Annotated in this window: 10 protein-coding genes; 3 read left to right on the top strand and 7 right to left on the bottom strand. The window is 53.4% G+C overall.

What is annotated here, in order from left to right; all coding sequences use genetic code 11:
* Positions 1 to 2: 2 nt before the first annotated feature.
* The 7 genes from JT718_RS02355 to JT718_RS02385 all read right to left on the bottom strand — a co-directional run bounded on the left by JT718_RS02355 (position 3) and on the right by JT718_RS02385 (position 11,981).
* Positions 3 to 1,442, bottom strand: a complete 1,440-nt coding sequence (locus JT718_RS02355; protein WP_205500082.1) for a PQQ-dependent sugar dehydrogenase — start codon at positions 1,440 to 1,442, stop codon at positions 3 to 5.
* Between the two features lie 660 nt (positions 1,443 to 2,102).
* Positions 2,103 to 3,830: an FAD-dependent oxidoreductase gene (locus JT718_RS02360; protein ID WP_205500083.1), complete on the bottom strand. Its 1,728-nt coding sequence runs from the start codon at positions 3,828 to 3,830 to the stop codon at positions 2,103 to 2,105.
* A gap of 58 nt (positions 3,831 to 3,888) precedes the next feature.
* On the bottom strand, positions 3,889 to 5,139 hold the full coding sequence (locus tag JT718_RS02365; RefSeq protein WP_205500084.1) for a sugar MFS transporter: 1,251 nt from the start codon (positions 5,137 to 5,139) through the stop codon (positions 3,889 to 3,891).
* 3 nt (positions 5,140 to 5,142) lie between these two features.
* Positions 5,143 to 6,348 carry a n-acyl-d-glucosamine 2-epimerase gene (locus tag JT718_RS02370; RefSeq protein WP_205500085.1) on the bottom strand — a complete coding sequence of 402 codons (1,206 nt, stop codon included), beginning with the start codon at positions 6,346 to 6,348 and terminating at the stop codon, positions 5,143 to 5,145.
* Between the two features lie 133 nt (positions 6,349 to 6,481).
* Positions 6,482 to 8,206, bottom strand: a complete 1,725-nt coding sequence (locus JT718_RS02375; RefSeq protein WP_205500086.1) for a hypothetical protein — start codon at positions 8,204 to 8,206, stop codon at positions 6,482 to 6,484.
* Between the two features lie 680 nt (positions 8,207 to 8,886).
* A complete protein-coding gene (locus JT718_RS02380; protein ID WP_205500087.1) occupies positions 8,887 to 10,386 on the bottom strand; it encodes a T9SS type A sorting domain-containing protein in 1,500 nt (499 codons plus the stop codon).
* 404 nt (positions 10,387 to 10,790) lie between these two features.
* Positions 10,791 to 11,981, bottom strand: coding sequence for a M20 metallopeptidase family protein (locus JT718_RS02385; RefSeq protein ID WP_205500193.1), 1,191 nt, complete (start codon positions 11,979 to 11,981; stop codon positions 10,791 to 10,793).
* Between the two features lie 413 nt (positions 11,982 to 12,394).
* On the opposite strand from JT718_RS02385, the gene JT718_RS02390 reads away from it, so the two are divergent.
* The 3 genes from JT718_RS02390 (at position 12,395) to JT718_RS02400 (ending at position 16,701) form a co-directional block, all read left to right on the top strand.
* Positions 12,395 to 12,814 (top strand): arsenate reductase ArsC, encoded by a 420-nt coding sequence (locus tag JT718_RS02390; RefSeq protein ID WP_205500088.1) that lies wholly within the window; start codon positions 12,395 to 12,397, stop codon positions 12,812 to 12,814.
* A 144-nt stretch (positions 12,815 to 12,958) separates the two neighbouring features.
* Entirely contained in the window at positions 12,959 to 14,053 is a 1,095-nt protein-coding gene (gene arsB, locus JT718_RS02395; RefSeq protein WP_205500089.1) for an ACR3 family arsenite efflux transporter, read from the top strand.
* Between the two features lie 386 nt (positions 14,054 to 14,439).
* Positions 14,440 to 16,701 carry an alpha-L-rhamnosidase-related protein gene (locus JT718_RS02400; protein WP_205500090.1) on the top strand — a complete coding sequence of 754 codons (2,262 nt, stop codon included), beginning with the start codon at positions 14,440 to 14,442 and terminating at the stop codon, positions 16,699 to 16,701.
* Positions 16,702 to 16,956 lie beyond the last annotated feature (255 nt).

Here is a 16,956-nt window from a genome sequence, read left to right on the forward strand (position 1 = left end):
CTTTATCGGTTGGATTTGATTTCATTCTCACTTATCCCTGATGCTCCGTTCCCCCAGCTGCTTCGCACGTAGGTGGCAATGCTGGCAATCTCGGCGTCTGTCAGGAAACCGAAGGAAGGCATGGCTTGGTCATATCGCTGGCCTTTCACCGTGATAGGGCCAGAGAGCCCCTTCAGGATAATCTTAGCCAACTGATTCTTGTCGCCGGTCACCTGCTCGGCGCCCTGCAAGGGTGGGAACGTGCCCGGCACGCCCTGCCCGTCTTCTTTGTGGCATGCCGCGCAATGCTGCGTAAACAAGGCTGAGCCGCTCACCGCATCCTGTTGCTGGGGCTTCGGTTTGCGCACATAGCCAATGGGGCGTTTCTCTGTCTTGATTTTGCCGATGCGCAGGATGCGGTCATCCCTTTCCACCGGGAAACCCGGCGAGGGGTTCCAGTCACGGTTGCTGGTGGAGACGTAGATGTCGCCGGTGGGTGAGACGCAGATGTCGCGCAGCCTGCCGTACTGGTTTTCTAGGTGAACTTCCTCTGAGGTCACAATAGTACCGTCATGGCTCAGGGTCAGTACCCGCAGGCTCTTGCCCTTGAGCGTGCTTAGTAAAATGGAGTTGGTCCACTCTGGAATAGAATCTGAGGCATAGAAGTCTATCCCCGCCGGGGCGATGGTGGGCGTCCAGGACCGGAGCGGCTGGGTGCGCTGGTGCCGGGCCGCGATGGCTTTCTCCACTGGGGTATCATGCCGGCCCTCAATCTCAGGCCAGCCGTAATTTTGCAGCGGCTTGATGATGTTCACCTCGTCTTCCAGGGCCTCGCCGTGCTCTGAGGTATAGACCATGCCAGAGGGAGCAACGGCCAGCCCCTGCATGTTCCGGAAGCCCCAGGCCACCACGTAGCTGTTAGGAATGGGATTGTCCTTGGGGATGGAGCCGTCTATGTTCAGCCGCAGGATCTTCCCGTTCAACACCGTGGAATCCTGCGCGTAGCCTTTCTTCTGCACATCGCCGGTGGCCCAGAGTAGCTTGCCGTCGGGCGTGAAGGCCATCCTTGAGCCGTTGTGTGAGGTACCGCCGTCTATCTGCAAAAGCAACTTGGCATTGGCGAGCGTGTCTTTCTGGAAGGTGTAGCGCACCAACCTGGAGACAATCACACTGTCCGGCCCCACTTTGGTGGTGTAGTTGACGAAGACGTATGGGTGCTGCTCCAGGTCTGGGTGCAGGGCCATGCCCAGCAGGCCCGAAGTACGCTTGCGCCATACCTCTTTAATGTTTAGGAGCACCTTCTTCTCCCCGGTGGTCACGTTGATACGGCTCACGGTGCCGCTCTGCTCGGTTACCCACAGGTGGCCGTCTGAACCCCAAACAATATCCCAAGGCACGTTCAGGCCCTCGGCCACCACGCTCACGCCCAGAATGGTGGAGTCCAACTCTAGGGTAGTCTCCACCGGATAATGTTTTGGCGCAACCGCATTGTTTCCGGCCCCGCACCCAACCAGGAAAAAAGCGAATAAAAGGAAGCAGCCCGTACTTAATTTCATAAAGTGTGTTAAGATTTTCTAGCTTTTCTGCCTGGGCAGAGGGATTGCAGTTCTAGTGCCTCGTCTGTTTTCGACCTCATTTTAAGAATGGAGCCCTAAAACGGACAAGTGCAGGTTGTCTTGCCGGAACGCATGGGTTGGATAATGGGCCAAATGTCTTTGGACGTCATGAACATCAAAACCATTCGGCCCTCTTATGCCTTGCAAAGAATATGACTGCGCCTGCTTGGGAGAGTCTGGGAGAAGATACCTTAAGCTGATTCCTTATGCAGAGTCAACTATCTTGGTGTCATTCTCCCTTTCTTTCATTGCTATTGTTGTCTGTTGCTACACTTGTCTTGACATTGCCCGCTCCCCTTCAAAGAAGGCCTCAGGAATGGTCGCACAAAAACTTTCAGTCAAGGCAAATTGACTGTTTGCCACCTGTCTTTGGTTACCCAACCTTTCCCTAGAGGAAGATTCTTTAATGAACAAAGGGCAGGGAAAACAGCTGTTTTGGGAGAGGCTGGAAGAGTAAGCGCCAACTGCTCCGGCAAAGTGCTATCGGCCTTGACCATTCATAGCTTCCTATGCTTCCTTAGGCCACTCCGTTTCAATACCCTGCGACTTAATAAAAGTCTGGAATTCTGCCAGCAGCGCTTTGTTTTCGCGCACGGCGCGGGGTTTCACGTTTTTGGCCGAGGCAAACTTCACCAGCATACCCACTGACTCGCCTATGTTCCATTCCACGGGGTGCAGGCGGTAGCAGCCGTTGGTAATGTGCGTGGTACCTATGTTCTTGTTGGCCGGCAACAGGTTATCCATCCGCACCGGCAACAGCGCGCCCAATGGAATCTGGAACCGCAGCGAACCAAAGTCCACGTAGTTGACTTTATCTGAGGTTGGGTGAAGGTCAATGCGGTAATAGCCCACCCCCACGCTGTCATAGAAATAGGCCGCCTGGCCACGCTCTCCTTTCTTAGCCACTTTGGCTCTCTGCTCCTCGCCTACATGCTCCTCCAGCACTGTGAAGACAGCTTTGATTCTGCGGCTTTCGCGTACGTACGGGTATTTGGCCAGGCCATCCTCGGTACCCATGATGTCTTTGCGCAGGCGCAGTCCGGGCCATCCTTTGCCACCGTCTGGGCGTGGGGCCTCAGTCTGCAGCCAGTACAGCAAAGAAAGGCTCAATTGCTTGGCACCGTCAACGTGCTTGTTGAATTCCTCTTCTGAAGCACCTACCAAATCACCCAGCATGTAGTCATTCTGCGGCCAGTTCACAATAGTGATGTCACCGGCATAAGCGCCAGGCGCAAAATTGTCTTTGCTGATAATGCGGCGGTATTTCATCAGGTTCAGCAAATCACCGGTGGGAGTGCTCTCTGGGTGAAAGCCCAAGGCCTTTGGCTGCAGGGTGTAGGGGCTGGAGTAATGCAATGCCAACAATTTACCGGGCCAAGACGGAGTTAATTCCGGCACGTGGTTCATCCAGAAATCATAGTCGCGCGGTTTTTCAATCACGTGGTTGCCGCCGGGCACGTAGTCCATGGCAAAGCAGGCGGTAAAGGCTTGGTTCCCTTTGGGGTTGCCTTTGGCGGGGGCATGCAGTTCATTGGTATCTTTCTTGCTCTCTGTACCGGTGACAAACTCGGTGCCGGTAAGGGGCAACAAGTCACCCAACTCCGTGGCGTCTACAAAGTAGGGGGCTACCAGCGTTTTAGTTTTACCGGAGCGCAGATCTTTGGCAGTAAGGGCGTTTACCTTTGAACCGGTTACGTCTGCGGCGGTCACACGGTGCTCCAGCAGCAGCGCCAGTTTGCCGGCACTCAGGTAAGGAGCCAGCATCTCGTTCATCACGGCTAGGGCCACACGGGGTTCATGGCATAATTTAGACACCACGCCATCACCGGGGTTTAACAGGGGGCGTTTGCGGGCCTCGCCGGTCAAGGGGTAGGTGCGCTTGTAATACTCACGCACGGCAGTTCTGAAATCACGGTACAGTTTGGTGCCGCCGTGAGTTTCAATCCATTCGTGCTCATCGGGTGGTACGCCCTGGCTGGTGAGTTGTCCGCCTATCCAATCGGTTTCCTCCGTCAAGATAACGGTCTGGCCGTTGCGCAAAGAGGCCATGGCCGCCGCAAAACCACCCAGGCCCGCCCCAGCAATGACCACATCGGCGGTCAGTTGCTGGTTACCGTTGGGTTGGGTCACTTTCTTTACTTCGGCCAGGGCCGAGGTGGGTAACCCAGTCAAAGAAGCCGTGGCCAGCGCACCGCCGCTAAGGCTCAGGAGCCCAATAAAATTTCTGCGTTTCATAGTATATTTTTTCCTCCCGCGGGGGAGTCATCGTCACAAACAAATCGGCACTTCCCGGCTACACCACACTTTTGCGGGCGCGGTAACCGTTCACGCCGTAGAACAGAATGTACACGTAGCACACCAGCGGCAGCATAAAGGAAATCAGCCAGGAATAATGGTCAATCAAAACGCCCTGCGAGTAGGAGATGATGGCCCCGCCCGCAATGGCCGTAGACAAAATGCCAGAAGCCTTGGTGGTGTACTTACCAAGGCCTTCCACGGAAAGCGAGAAGATGATGGCGAACATGATGGAGTTGCACAAGCCCACGGCAATCATGGTCCAGACAGCCAGGTTACCCGAAGACAGCACCGACACCAGGATCAGCACAATGGCCGCCAAGGAACTAATGGTCAGCACGGTATTAGCTCTAACAGTTTTCAACACCACTGACCCCAGCAGACGGCCTACCAACATGCTGCCCCAGTAAAAGGCCACGTAGGTATTGGCTTGCTCCTCGGCTACGGCTAAGGTATCGGCAATGTAATTGGTCAGGAACGTGCCTATGGCCACCTCGGCGCCTACGTAGAAAAACAGGGCCCACACCCCAAACTTGAGGTTGCGGAACGAGAAAATACCGACGTTCCCGGTTTCTGGGGCAATGGCCTGCTGTGCGGTTTTAATGGACGGCAGCTTGAGGCGTGACACTACCAAGGCAATTACAATCAACAGCAGCGCAATGCCCATGTATGGGTACTTGACAGCATCACTGGAGGCACCGGCGTCCTGCAGCCGTGACAAGATGAAATGCGCGCCAAACAGTGGAGCCACTGTGGTCCCAATGGAACCCACGCCCTGGATCAAGGTCAACCGGGAAGAAGCTGTCTTGGCCGGACCCAACGCCGTGATGTACGGGTTAGCCGCCACCTGCAACAGCACTATGCCAATGGCCACCACAAACAGCGCGGCCAGAAACACATAATATTGGTGCATGACCGCCGCCGGGAAGAACAGCAAAGCCCCAAAGGCCGCCACTGAAAAGCCCAGCACCATGCCTTTTTTATAGCCTACCAGCTCCACCACCTTGCCCGCCGGAATGGACATGATGCCATAGGTCAGGAAGAAATAGAACTGCACCAATGACGACTGTGAATACGTGAGCGTGAAACCCTGCTTGAAGAAAGGCACCAGCGTGTCATTGAGGCAAGTGATGAACCCCATCATGAAATAGAGCACCGCCAGCGAGACCAGCGCCGAGGTATAGGTAGACCTCTTGGTGCCGGGCAGTTCTTCTTCTACGGCAATGGGTTGGGCGGGTAAAACGGCCATAAACTATGCTTCTTGTAAGGCTTCTACTTTTTTCTTTTCTACAATGGCCTCCAGCGTTTTCCAGCACTGGAACAAGCCGCGCGGCACATGGAAACAGCCTTTCCATTTACCGCCTTTGAGGGTCAGCAGCGGCTTGCCCTCACGGTTGAGATAGCCAAACCATTCGCCGTGTTCTGGGTCTGGGAAATGGGCCCAGGTGTAGGCGTGCACTTTCTCGTACCAGTCCCAGCACCGCTGATCGCCGGTGTACAGGTAGCCCTTGAGCAGGGTAATCATGGTCTCCACGTGTACCCACCAGAGCTTTTGATCCCACTCCAGCTGTTGCGGCGGGTTGCCTTTCACATCTAGGAAATAGAAGATACCGCCGTGTTCCTGGTCCCAACTGTACTCCAGGGTTTGCAAGGAGATGTCAATGGTTTTCTGGATAAGCGCCTGGTCTGAGGAACGTTTGGCCAGGTCCATGATGAACCACATGGACTCCAGGCCGTGTCCCGGATTGGTGATTCTTCCCTCAAAGGAATCCACGAAGTTACCATCTGGGTCAACATTCTCCAGAATCAATCCCAGATCTGGCTGGTAAAAAATATCCATCACGGCATGGATGGCATTCTGAATGGTCTCCTCCACCAGTTCGGGCTTGAGCAGATGCTGCACCTCCATGACCAAGTTGGACAGAATCATGGGCAAGGAGAAGCTTTGCATGGGCCGTGTGCCGGGAAAGAGCTTGTCATATTTCCCTTTGGGGTTATCTTGGCGGCGTAGGATGTTATGGAAGGTAGCCACGGCTATCTCTCCGTACTCCTTGTTGCCGGTGGCCTGGTACAACTGGCCAAAACCCATGGTGGCGAAACAGTCTGAAAAGATGTTGTATGGTTGCACCAGGGGCTTGCCTTCGCGGCTGAGGGAGAAGTACCAGTTGCCCTCACTGTCCCGGCCGTAGGCTTTCAAGAACTCGGCGCCCTGTATGGCAAGGTCCAGCCACTCCTGGCGCCTCTCCACCCGGTTGTACAGCATGGAGAAACACCAAACCTGCCGGCACTGCAACCACACAAACTTATCTGTATCATACACATTTCCTTCTCTGTCAAGGCAGGTGAAATAGCCCCCAAACTCCGGGTCTGGGGAGTTCTTCATCCAGAAAGGCACCACATCTTCCAGCAGGTTGTCTTTGTACAGATTGGCGTAACTGCGTAATTTTTCTAATTCCATCTATCTAATGCTAAGTGTTCTTTTGTTCAAGGGGAATTTCAAAGGCAATAAGATTCCTGTTTTGGGGCCCATTTCTAAAATTGAGGCCCAAAACAAACCCGGCATAGCGGGCAGTTCTTAAAAAAACAGGTAGTTATTCTTTCTGCTCAAACATGAGCGCCGTGGTGGATTTCATGTGCTGCTTCACGCCGGAATTCTTGGTCAAATCCCAGAAACTCTGCTGCTGGGCGGTTAATACCTGGGTGGCCACAATCCAGCTTTGGGTCCAACCCGTCAAGGTGTTCCAGGCCCCCCAGCCAGCGTCTGCGTTAGAGGCCCAGTACTCCCAGCGGTCATACTCAAAGCCCCTGAACCAGGCACCGTCCAGGTCTTTGTGCTTGTCACTTTTCACCTGGATTCTGGTAAGGAAATCTGAGAGCTTACCCACCGCCTGCTTGTATTTGGGATTCCCCGTGGCGTGGGCCGCCTCGTTCAGGGCGAAGAATGCAAAATTGCTGGTATAGAGCATGTCAGCGATAGGGTCACCGTTCTCATAGATGAGGGGTGCCTCGTGCAGACCGTACTCGGCGTTGGTTTTGGTACGCCCAAAGCGGCCCTTGTCACCGGCTCCTAACTCTTCCCGAATGGCGCCGCTCTCCACCTGGTTTTCCAGAATCTTGCCTACCATGAGATCAAGCCACTGGCGGTGCTCCGGGGTGTCTTCTATGCGCACCAGCCAGGCCAGCGGCAAAATCATGCGGGCGCGTTCCTGCTGAATGCCGTTGGTCCAAACCCATTTGTCTGGGTAAGCTTGCATCATCATTCTTATCCCGTTCTTGGTTTTCTCCAGAAGCGGCTTGTAGCCAGTCTGGTTGTACAGCCAGAGGTAAGTGGCCCAGGTCCAGGACTCAAAGTGCGGGGCATAGTGCGTGATGTCCCGTTCCCAGTAGTGTTTCCAGCCCAGTTTCTGTAAATCGGCTTCTTCTTGCCGCTCCCCCCTGAAACCCAGACTGCCGGTGGTTCTGAAGTTGGCCATGATGGCCTCTACAATTTCCTTGTCCCACTTATTGGTGCCCATGTAGGCCGAGGCACCCAGCATACCCAGCAAGGCGCGGGCATTGTCATCACCGTAATACACACCGGGGTGGGTCACTGCCCAGCCGATTAGTCCATAGGTGGGGCTCTTTACATCGTTTCGGCTTTCAGCGCGCAGATTGGAGTTATTAAATACATAGTCAATGATTTTGGTGGCCCGGTCATTGTATTTAGGCGAGCCGGTCAATTTGCTGGCAGCTGCCAAGGCAAAGCCTGCTTCGCCCTGCACGTCTGCCCTGATCCAGTAGCGGTACTGTTGGGAACCATTGTGGTAAATTTTGGAGGCATGTCCCTCCAACAGCCCCAAGGTACCGTCCCCGTTGGGCAGCTTCTGGTCTACGGCGGGGCCGAAGGGCTTCTCGCCGTCACCCTGGTACTTGAGCCACATGTCTTTCCAACTGGGGTGGATGTAGAAGCGGGCGTTGTAGAACCAGTCAACGCCTTTCTCCACGCTCTTCACCTTGGCATTAGCGGGAAGCGCCTCTGTTCTGGAGTACATAGGCGTCACATAAGACGGCCACTGGGTGAACTTGAATGAGGGCTGCCCCGTCATTTGGCCATAAATATGACTCCAAACAGCTTTCCAGGCGGCGTTGGGTCCATAGCGGCCCGTGGCAAAGTTGGTAAGTTTGGTGGTGGCCACCCATAGATTCTCTTTCTGGAACAACAGCGGATGCTTTTCTACATCATCAATCCCATATTCGGCTTTGTCCAGCCCTACTACTTTGGCCAGAATCAGCAAGGGGTTATCTACCTTGGCAGGCAACACGTAGCTATCATTCATGCCCAGAATGCTTAAGGGTTTCAACCCTTGGCCGAATACTTCTGAAGTAACTACGCCTCGTTCCAATTCCGCATGGAGCGGCTCGCTAGCAATAGACACTCCTGGTATTTCGGCCGCATATTCTATATAGATCCGCACCCCCTTCTTTTTTGCTTTTTGCAACAGAGCCGTTTCTATATGTGTTTTTGAAGCAGGATAACCATCCGCTACAATAAATATCGCGTCGCCCTTCTTCGCCGCCCCGATTGCCTTTAAGGGAGAAGACACCTTCTGCACCGGTATCCCTTCTTGCACCAGCAGCACATACAAGTCATTCTCCGGGCTACCCACAAAGAAAACCGCTGGTTTAGGGCTTACTGCCGCCTGGGTCAGCAGGGATATGCAACAAAGCAGCAGAAGAATCAATCTTGCTTTCATCTCTTATTTATTTTGGATGAAAATAATAATTATATTTATAAACTACAAAAAACTTAATATATGTTTTTCAAATTTAAAGCTTAATTAATATTCCATTTAAACATCGTTGCTTTAGTTTCATAAAAACCATATTTAGATACGCGATTCTTTGCCTATCCAGCGGGTGTGCATTCTTCCTGAAGCAAACCACCCAGACAAAAAAAAATCCCAGGCACTGCACCTGGGATTTTCAATGAGTAGAATATCTTTTTTTTGCAATGTGGCTATTTGGCAATCTTAAGGCTACGCACCTCTTTACCAGTCACTACTGACACAATGTACACCCCATTGATAAGGTGGAAAGGACGAAGTTGGAGCAGGTTCTCGCCTTTGGCTAATTTCACCTCTTGCTGGAACAATACACGTCCCGTCATGTCTCTTACCAGCACAAGCGCATTATTGCTAGCAACCTCTGATGGTACAGAAAGCTGCATACGGTTATTTTCAGGCAGGTAAACCGAGAAGGAGCTCTTCTCAGTCTCTTTGGAAGCGCTAGTCAAACTGAACGGGGTTGGGGCAAGGGCAATTCCCCGGAAGTTAACTGTACTTCCATCTGTAGCCTCGTTGAATTTATATTGAAGAGACGCATACAATATTGTCTTCACCAGCCTTGAGGTATTAAAGTCAACAGGATCATCTCCTTCATTATGCACGGTATAAGCATCATTCGCCATCATGGAGTAGATAGGGTCATTGATTCTGACAATCGTCGGCTTTCCGGCAGCAGGGGCAGTATTTACGAAGATCTGCGCGTCTTGACCAGACAATCTGGCAGTTATGCCTTTTCCATCCTTTAGCTTTGCGTGAGAAAATGAACCTAAATCCTGCCAAGCGAAAACACCATCCACACCTTCATAGCTATACTTACGAATGACACTATTCGTGTTGGCTGCGGGGATCTCAATCACGTACAGCAAGTCAGGAGCCTTGTCACCATCACGGTCTAACAGAACGAACTGGTTAGGCATGGTTAGGTTAGGCAAGGGCAGGGCATTAAATGCGGCTACCGGGTTCATGTCCTCTGTGGGAGTGGGCAGTTCTGTGCCCAAGGTTCCAATTACCCCGGCCAGGTTGCTGGAAGCTCCGGAAGTATGCTCAGCAAAGTACAACTTGTCGTTGAAGATGCTTAAGGCGAAGCCAGAATTTGTTCCTCCTACCAAAGGAGGGGTGGCCAAGTTAGCGTCTGCCACGCCTGCATTAAAGCCGAACGGAACATATCTCACCTGACCTGCACCACCTGTAGTATAGAAGCCGGTACCATCTTTAGTGACTACGTTCCGCCCTGTGTTCCCGATACTTACGGTAGGAATAGACGTAGAGGTATTCACCTCACCATTGCCAGAAATTCGGGCGATTACTTTTGGATAGCTGGCATAAGCAGTGCCATTACGCGGCCCATCCAACCCAATAACTGTCAGGTAACGGCCATCCGCAGATAAGCTGATCAGGTCTCCTCTCAACTGCCCCATCAATCCTCCCATGAACCGGCGATTATCTCCATTGGGGACAGTAGGAAGGGGAATTGATCTTACTAACTCCCCTGAAGGGGTGAATTCATCAATAAAGGCGGGCAACAGACCGGCTTTGTTGGTGGATTCATCTCCAAAACGGTATATCACCAAGTTGCCAGGAGTAAAAGCCACGGTACCATTGGAGACCGAAGGCTGTGCCGCAGCAAACAGACTACTTAAACAGAGAGAGAGGAAGAGTAACTTTTTTTTCATAATGTTTGACCAGTATAGTTTGGAAAGTGTATAAACAAGCGCTTATTACTAATACAAATACCTTTATTGCCTAAATATATTAATTTATTTAATAAACGGTAGCGTATATCATAAAATCTATAAATTTTATTTTTTTCGCCTTCCTGTTACAGCGAATGCATTAACCATCAGGCGCAGCAAAAGGGGGCTTCTCACACCTTCCCTTTTCTTCTCCAGCACCTTAGCACGCTATACCGAGAAAAGTACCGCCAATTACATAGCAAAACCAGAACAAGGAGATTCAATGATACAGCAAGTGCGCTCCGAATAGAATCCTCGTCGGCAGAACCAAATCAGTGCCCCCTAATGCGAGAAAGCCCCTGGTGAACCAGGGGCTTTCTCGCTTATCTGTCAGAGTTCCATGCTTATCCGTTTCCCAAAAGCTTGTACGCTGCATATGCCATCAACCCAGTACTCACCTTTAGGGCATCTTCATCCAGATCAAAAGTGGGCGTATGCAGGGAGGAAGTGATCCCCCTCTGTTGGTTTCCCACCCCTAAAAGGTAAAAGCAGGCATCGGAAGCATGGGAGAAGTAGGCAAAATCTTCTGCCGCCATCCAAATATCCGTTTCTACTACTCTCTCTTCTCCTAGATATTCTTCAGCTATATCCCGAAATGACGCCGTAAGTTTTTCCTCATTGACCAAAAATGGGTAGCCATCCACCACTTTGGATTCGCAGGTAGCCCCCAGGCTTTCCGCTATCCCTTCAGCCATCTTCTTCAGCCGCTCCAGAGCTTCTCTACGCCACCCCTCATCCATTGTCCGGAAAGTACCTTCCATGTGCACCTCGTCTGGAGTGATGTTAGGGGCTCCATTTGCAATTATTTTCCCAATAGTAAGCACCGTTGGGAATTTTGGGTTAGCCACCCTACTTACAATTTGCTGTAAAGCCAGAACAATATGCGATGCGATCACCACCGGATCCGTATTTTGGTGTGGCTGTGCCCCATGGCCTCCTTTTCCCTTAATGGTCAGGTAAAGTTCATCATTGGAGGCCATGAACATTCCAGGGCGCACGCCTACATACCCCGCCGGGAGGGATGGCATTACATGCTGACCTAAAACCACCTGCGGCCTAGGACTGTCAAGGGCCCCTTCCTTTATCATTTGGTGCGCTCCCCCAGGAAGCTTTTCTTCTGCTGGCTGAAAAATTAACTTAACGGTGCCCCCAAACTCTTGCCTAAGCTCCAGCAGAATCTTTGCTACCCCTAGAAGGGAAGCAGTGTGGGCATCATGCCCGCAGGCATGCATCACCCCTTCAACCTTTGATTTATAGAGGTGGTTGTTGGCCTCCTGGATAGGAAGGGCATCCATATCTGCCCGAAGAGCTATGACCCGGCTGGAGGGTCTTTCTCCTTTGAGAATAGCCACTACACCTGTATTGGCCATGGCAACCCATTCCACTCCTAATGCACTCAAAGCATCTTTGATGTACCTAGCGGTATTGTATTCTTGAAAGGAAAGCTCAGGATGAGCATGCAGAAAACGGCGATGGCCTACTACCTCTAGATAGATACTTTCGGCCAACTCCTTAATTTTATCTTTCAAACCAATCTTATTAACACTTATTAAAAACAAATCATCAAAGAGGCAAACTAAGTAAATTTATTTACATAGCAAGCAGTTAAAAAGAAAGGCATTTAATTATAGAATTCTCAGAACACATGCTTCTTCCCCGTAAACAGCAGAGAGCTATCTTTGCTCCATCCTTATCTCATTCTGAGCCTGGTTCTAATAAGCCCTAGCCAAACGCCTTTTCCTAGGGCACCAAGGGAAATAAAATCAACTATCAATGCAGGTTTAACAGATTTCAGATCAAGGTCCTCCATTGAAGATGCTCTTAGCAAGAACATAACCGCAAGCTGACAGGAAAAAACTTTTATTTCATTCAACCATCAATACATAAGTTGTTACGTTACCTTCATTCCACTTAATCTTACGCTTTCTACTCCAACCGCCCCTACCCCATGAAAAACATACTCGTTCTCTGCACCGGAAACTCTTGCCGCAGCCAACTGGCCGAGGGTTACTTACGCCACTTCGCCAATGGAAAAGCCAACGTCTACAGCGCTGGCATTGAAACCCACGGGGTGAACCCCAGGGCCGTAGCAACCATGGCGGCAGACGGGATTGACATTTCCGGCCATACCTCTAACCACGTGGAGGAGTACCGTGGCATTGCGTTTGATTACGTGATTACTGTGTGTGACCATGCCCAGGAGAACTGCCCCTTCTTCCCAACCAACGCGGCGCGCATCCACCACAACTTCCCGGACCCGGCCAAAGCTGTTGGCACGGAGGAAGAAATCACGGCCGCTTTTCAGCAGGTGCGGGACCAGATCAGGCAGTTCAGCCAGCGGTTCGTGGCCGAGCACCTGGGAAAGTAGAGGCCTGGGTTGCTTTGCCTCCGGAAGTTTCAAATTCCCCTTTGTTCTGTTTCTGGCCTGTTTTACTTGAAACAGGCCAGAAACAGGTTTTCGCTCAACAAACGGCCGGGGTAAGTTCCTGGGCCGTTAAACCTTAGTACCCAAATGAGTCAATGTACTATAGAAAAACGAAAGAGGCTGTCCACGCTGGACCGGTTTCTTACCGTGTGGATTTTCGTGGCCATGGGAGCGGGAGTGCTGCTGGGCTATCTTTTTCCCGGTACCGAGGCCTTCATCAATTCCTTTCAAAGCGGCACCGTGAACGTGCCCATTGCCCTTGGGTTAATTTTGATGATGTACCCGCCCCTGGCGAAAGTAAAATACGAGCAGCTTGGTCGGGTTTTCGGGAACGTGAAGGTGATTACCCTTTCCCTGGTGCTCAACTGGATCATTGGCCCCGTCCTTATGTTTTTGCTGGCCATTATCTTTCTGCGGGAGTACCCCGAGTACATGGTGGGCATTATCCTGATTGGGCTGGCCCGCTGCATTGCCATGGTGCTGGTCTGGAACGAACTGGCCGAAGGAGACCGCGAGTACGCCGCCGGGCTGGTTGCGTTCAACAGCATCTTCCAGGTGCTGTTCTACAGCGTGTTTGCGTTTATTTTCATCACGGTGCTGCCCCCGTGGTTTGGGCTGGAGGGCAAGGTGGTCAACATCAGCATGGGCACCATTGCCCAGAGCGTGCTCATTTACCTGGGCGTGCCGTTCCTGCTGGGCTTTATGTCAAGGTTCATCCTGCGCAGAATAAAAGGCGATGTCTGGTACACGCAAACGTTTCTCCCGGCCATTAGCCCCATCACGCTCATCTCGTTACTGTTCACCATCATGGTGATGTTCAGTCTGAAAGGAAACCTGATGGTGCAGATTCCGCTGGATGTACTACGCATTGCTGTGCCGCTGGTCATTTACTTTGTGGTGATGTTTGTGGCCAGTATTTACCTGGGCAAGGCCTTAGGCGCCAATTACGCGCAGAATGCCTCGGTGGCGTTTACGGCTACGGGCAACAATTTTGAACTGGCCATTGCGGTAGCCATTGGGGTGTTTGGGCTTAACTCAGGGCAGGCGTTTGCCGGCGTGGTAGGCCCGCTCATAGAAGTTCCGGCCTTGATTGCCTTGGTAAACCTGGCGTATTGGTTCCGGAGAAAATACTACGGCCCTGCCCCTGTGCCAACAGCGGCACCAGAAGTTGAAAGACCCTAGCCTGGCGCTCTTACCAAAGGGGCACCAGTGGCCGGTCTCCAGAGCCATTCTTCCAACCGGTGCCGGCCTAACCCGCTTTCCTTACCTGCCCTTGAAAAGCCTGTCGAATTGGATAGGCTTTTCTATTTAACTTTCCTCCTCATCCTACCCACAACCTTCCTGTCTCTTTTCGGCTATAAGGTCTGTTGCGCTCCTCCCGCCTTGGCGTATTTGGGACCCGAAGGAACCGGCTGGCAGCTTTGGCGTAAACCCACGCATAAGGTTTGGGGCAGGCGTACTGCCGCAGCCTCGGAGCGCGCAACCCACCTTTAAAGCTAAGTGTAGTCCTCCCCTTCCGGCTTTCGGCGGCAGCCAGGGTCAGGGAGCGTCGTTCAACCGCAACCCCCATGTCTGTGACACATAATGCCCCCCTCTACCAATCCGGCCAGTACGCCCTCTACCCAGACCGGGTAGTGCAGGGCCCGTTTGAGGCGAAAGCCTTGTCTGCCATAGAAATAACCTCTAACTACCAGAGCATGGTCCGCGATTTTCCGGGCCTGGCGCAAGACAGTGCCCCCCTGGATCTGGCGCTAGCCCCACCTCAGGCCGAAGCTGACGGCGCCTCTACCTGGCAACTGAGCAAGGATACCGCCGCTTTCCCGCAGTACCGCTCAGAGTATCCCCTGGTGGAGGCCCTGTATACCCTTTCACTTGAGGAAATGAGAAATGCGGTGGAGCCGGACGGCACTTTTAGAACCGGAAAAGAGTGGGCCGGCGTCTGGACCCGCGACATCAGCTACAGCATCCTCCTGTCAATGGCGGCGTTGCAGCCCCAGGTCTCCCGCAACAGCCTCCTGCGCAAGGTGAAGAACGGCCGCATTGTGCAGGACACCGGCACGGGCGGGGCCTACCCGGTTTCCTCAGACCGCACCGTGTGGGCCGTGGCCGCCTGGGAGCTGTACAAGGTGACCGGCGACCAGGCGTGGCTCAAGGAAGCTTACCAGATCATCAGAAACACCCTGGAAGACGACCTGCAGAACGTGTACGACCCCAACACCGGCCTTTTCCGGGGCGAGTCTTCCTTCCTGGATTGGCGGGAACAGACCTATCCCGCCTGGATGCAACCCGCCGACATCTACGCCTCGGAAAGCCTGGGCACCAACGCGGTGTTTTACCGGGCCTGCCAGGTCCTGGCAGAGATGGCTACGCTGCTGCACCACGAGCAAACCGCCGCCAAATACACGGCCATTGCCGAACAGGTAAAGCAGGGCATCAACCACCACCTGTGGCAGGAAGACAAAGGCTACTACGGCCAATACCTGTACGGCCGCCACCACCTGAGCCTTTCGCCCAAGGCCGAGGCGCTGGGCGAGGCCCTGTGCGTGCTGTTCGGCGTAGCCGATCTGGAACAACAAAAGCAGGTTGTGGCCAACACGCCCGTGACCCCGTTCGGCATTCCTTGTATCTATCCGCAGATTCCCGCCATTCCGCCCTACCACAACAACGGCATCTGGCCCTTTGTGCAGGCCTACTGGTCGCTGGCAGCCGCCAAGGCCCGGAACGAGGTCGCCCTGGTGGAGAGCATGAGCGCCATTTACCGGCCCGCGGCCTTGTTTTTAACCAACAAGGAAAACATGGTGGCCACCAGCGGCGATCCTGCCGGCACCCAGATCAACTCCAGCAACATGCTCTGGAGCCTGTCCGGGACCCTGGCCATGACCTACAAGGTGATTTTCGGGATGGACTTTCAACCCACAGGTTTGGTGTTTACACCCGTAGTGCCGCAGGCCTTCGGCGGCAAGCACCACCTCACCAACTTCCGGTACCGCAACGCGGTGCTGGACATTGAACTGGAAGGCTACGGCGACCAGATCCAATCCATCACGCTAGACAACCAGCCCTTGCCCAGCGCCGAGATACCAGCTACCCTTGCCGGGCACCATACCGTGAAAATCAGGTTGGCCAATACCTCCTTGGCAGAAAGCAAGGTGCACCGGGTACCGGTGGCGTTCGCCCCGGCGGCCCCCACGGTCACCTACGCCAACGGGGTTCTGACCTGGGAACCGGTGGAAGGCGCCCGGCAGTACTGGGTGCTGAAAAACGGCCAGAAATTGGAAAACACCCCCAAAACAGAACTCAGGGTGCAGGCCCCTGGCTTTGCCGAGTACCAGGTGATTGCCGTGGACGCAAACGGATGGGAGTCCTTCGCCTCAGAACCCTTTGAAGTGGCGCCCGCTCCCTGGCAGCAAGTAGTTTCGGTCAGGCACTCCGCAGCCGGGGCCAGCCTCCCTGCCGAAGAGAATCCTGCGCACGGGTTTGTGGAGATCAGCAAGAGCGCGAACCCTGTGCTCACGTTCAAGGTAGCCGTGCCTGAGTCTGGCGTGTACGCCATAGACTTCAGGTATGCCAACGGCGAAGGGCCCATCAACACCGGGAACAAGTGCGCCCTCCGTACCCTCAGGCTAGGCAGTCGTTTCCTGGGCGCCATTGTGTTTCCGCAGCGCGGGGCAAACGAGTGGTCTGACTGGGGGTTCACCAACGCGGTGCCGGTACAGTTGGAGCAAGGCCAGCATGAACTGACGCTGGCCCTGGAACCGGCCAACGAAAACATGAACGGCGAGGTAAACCGCGCCCTGCTGGACTACCTGCGCCTGATCAGGATTGCGTAACTGCTCAATACTACCGAAGTTTGATCGCTACACAGGCTCTTGCCGGATGTTCTCTAAGGGTGGCGCTGCGGCCTGGGGGCATCTCACCACTTACTCAACACAGAGCAACCCGCGGTTTTAGGGCCGTTTTGCCTGAGAAGGGCCAGAAACCCCTGTACCCTTTCACGGTTGCCTTGATCTTTGCGGCAAGCTTCTGCCGCTTTTTCCCGGCGCTTACTCCACTTCTCCGGGCCTTGGCACCACTTGGCCATACAA

This window comes from Rufibacter psychrotolerans (assembly GCF_016924645.1).
GTDB lineage: Bacteria > Bacteroidota > Bacteroidia > Cytophagales > Hymenobacteraceae > Nibribacter > Nibribacter psychrotolerans.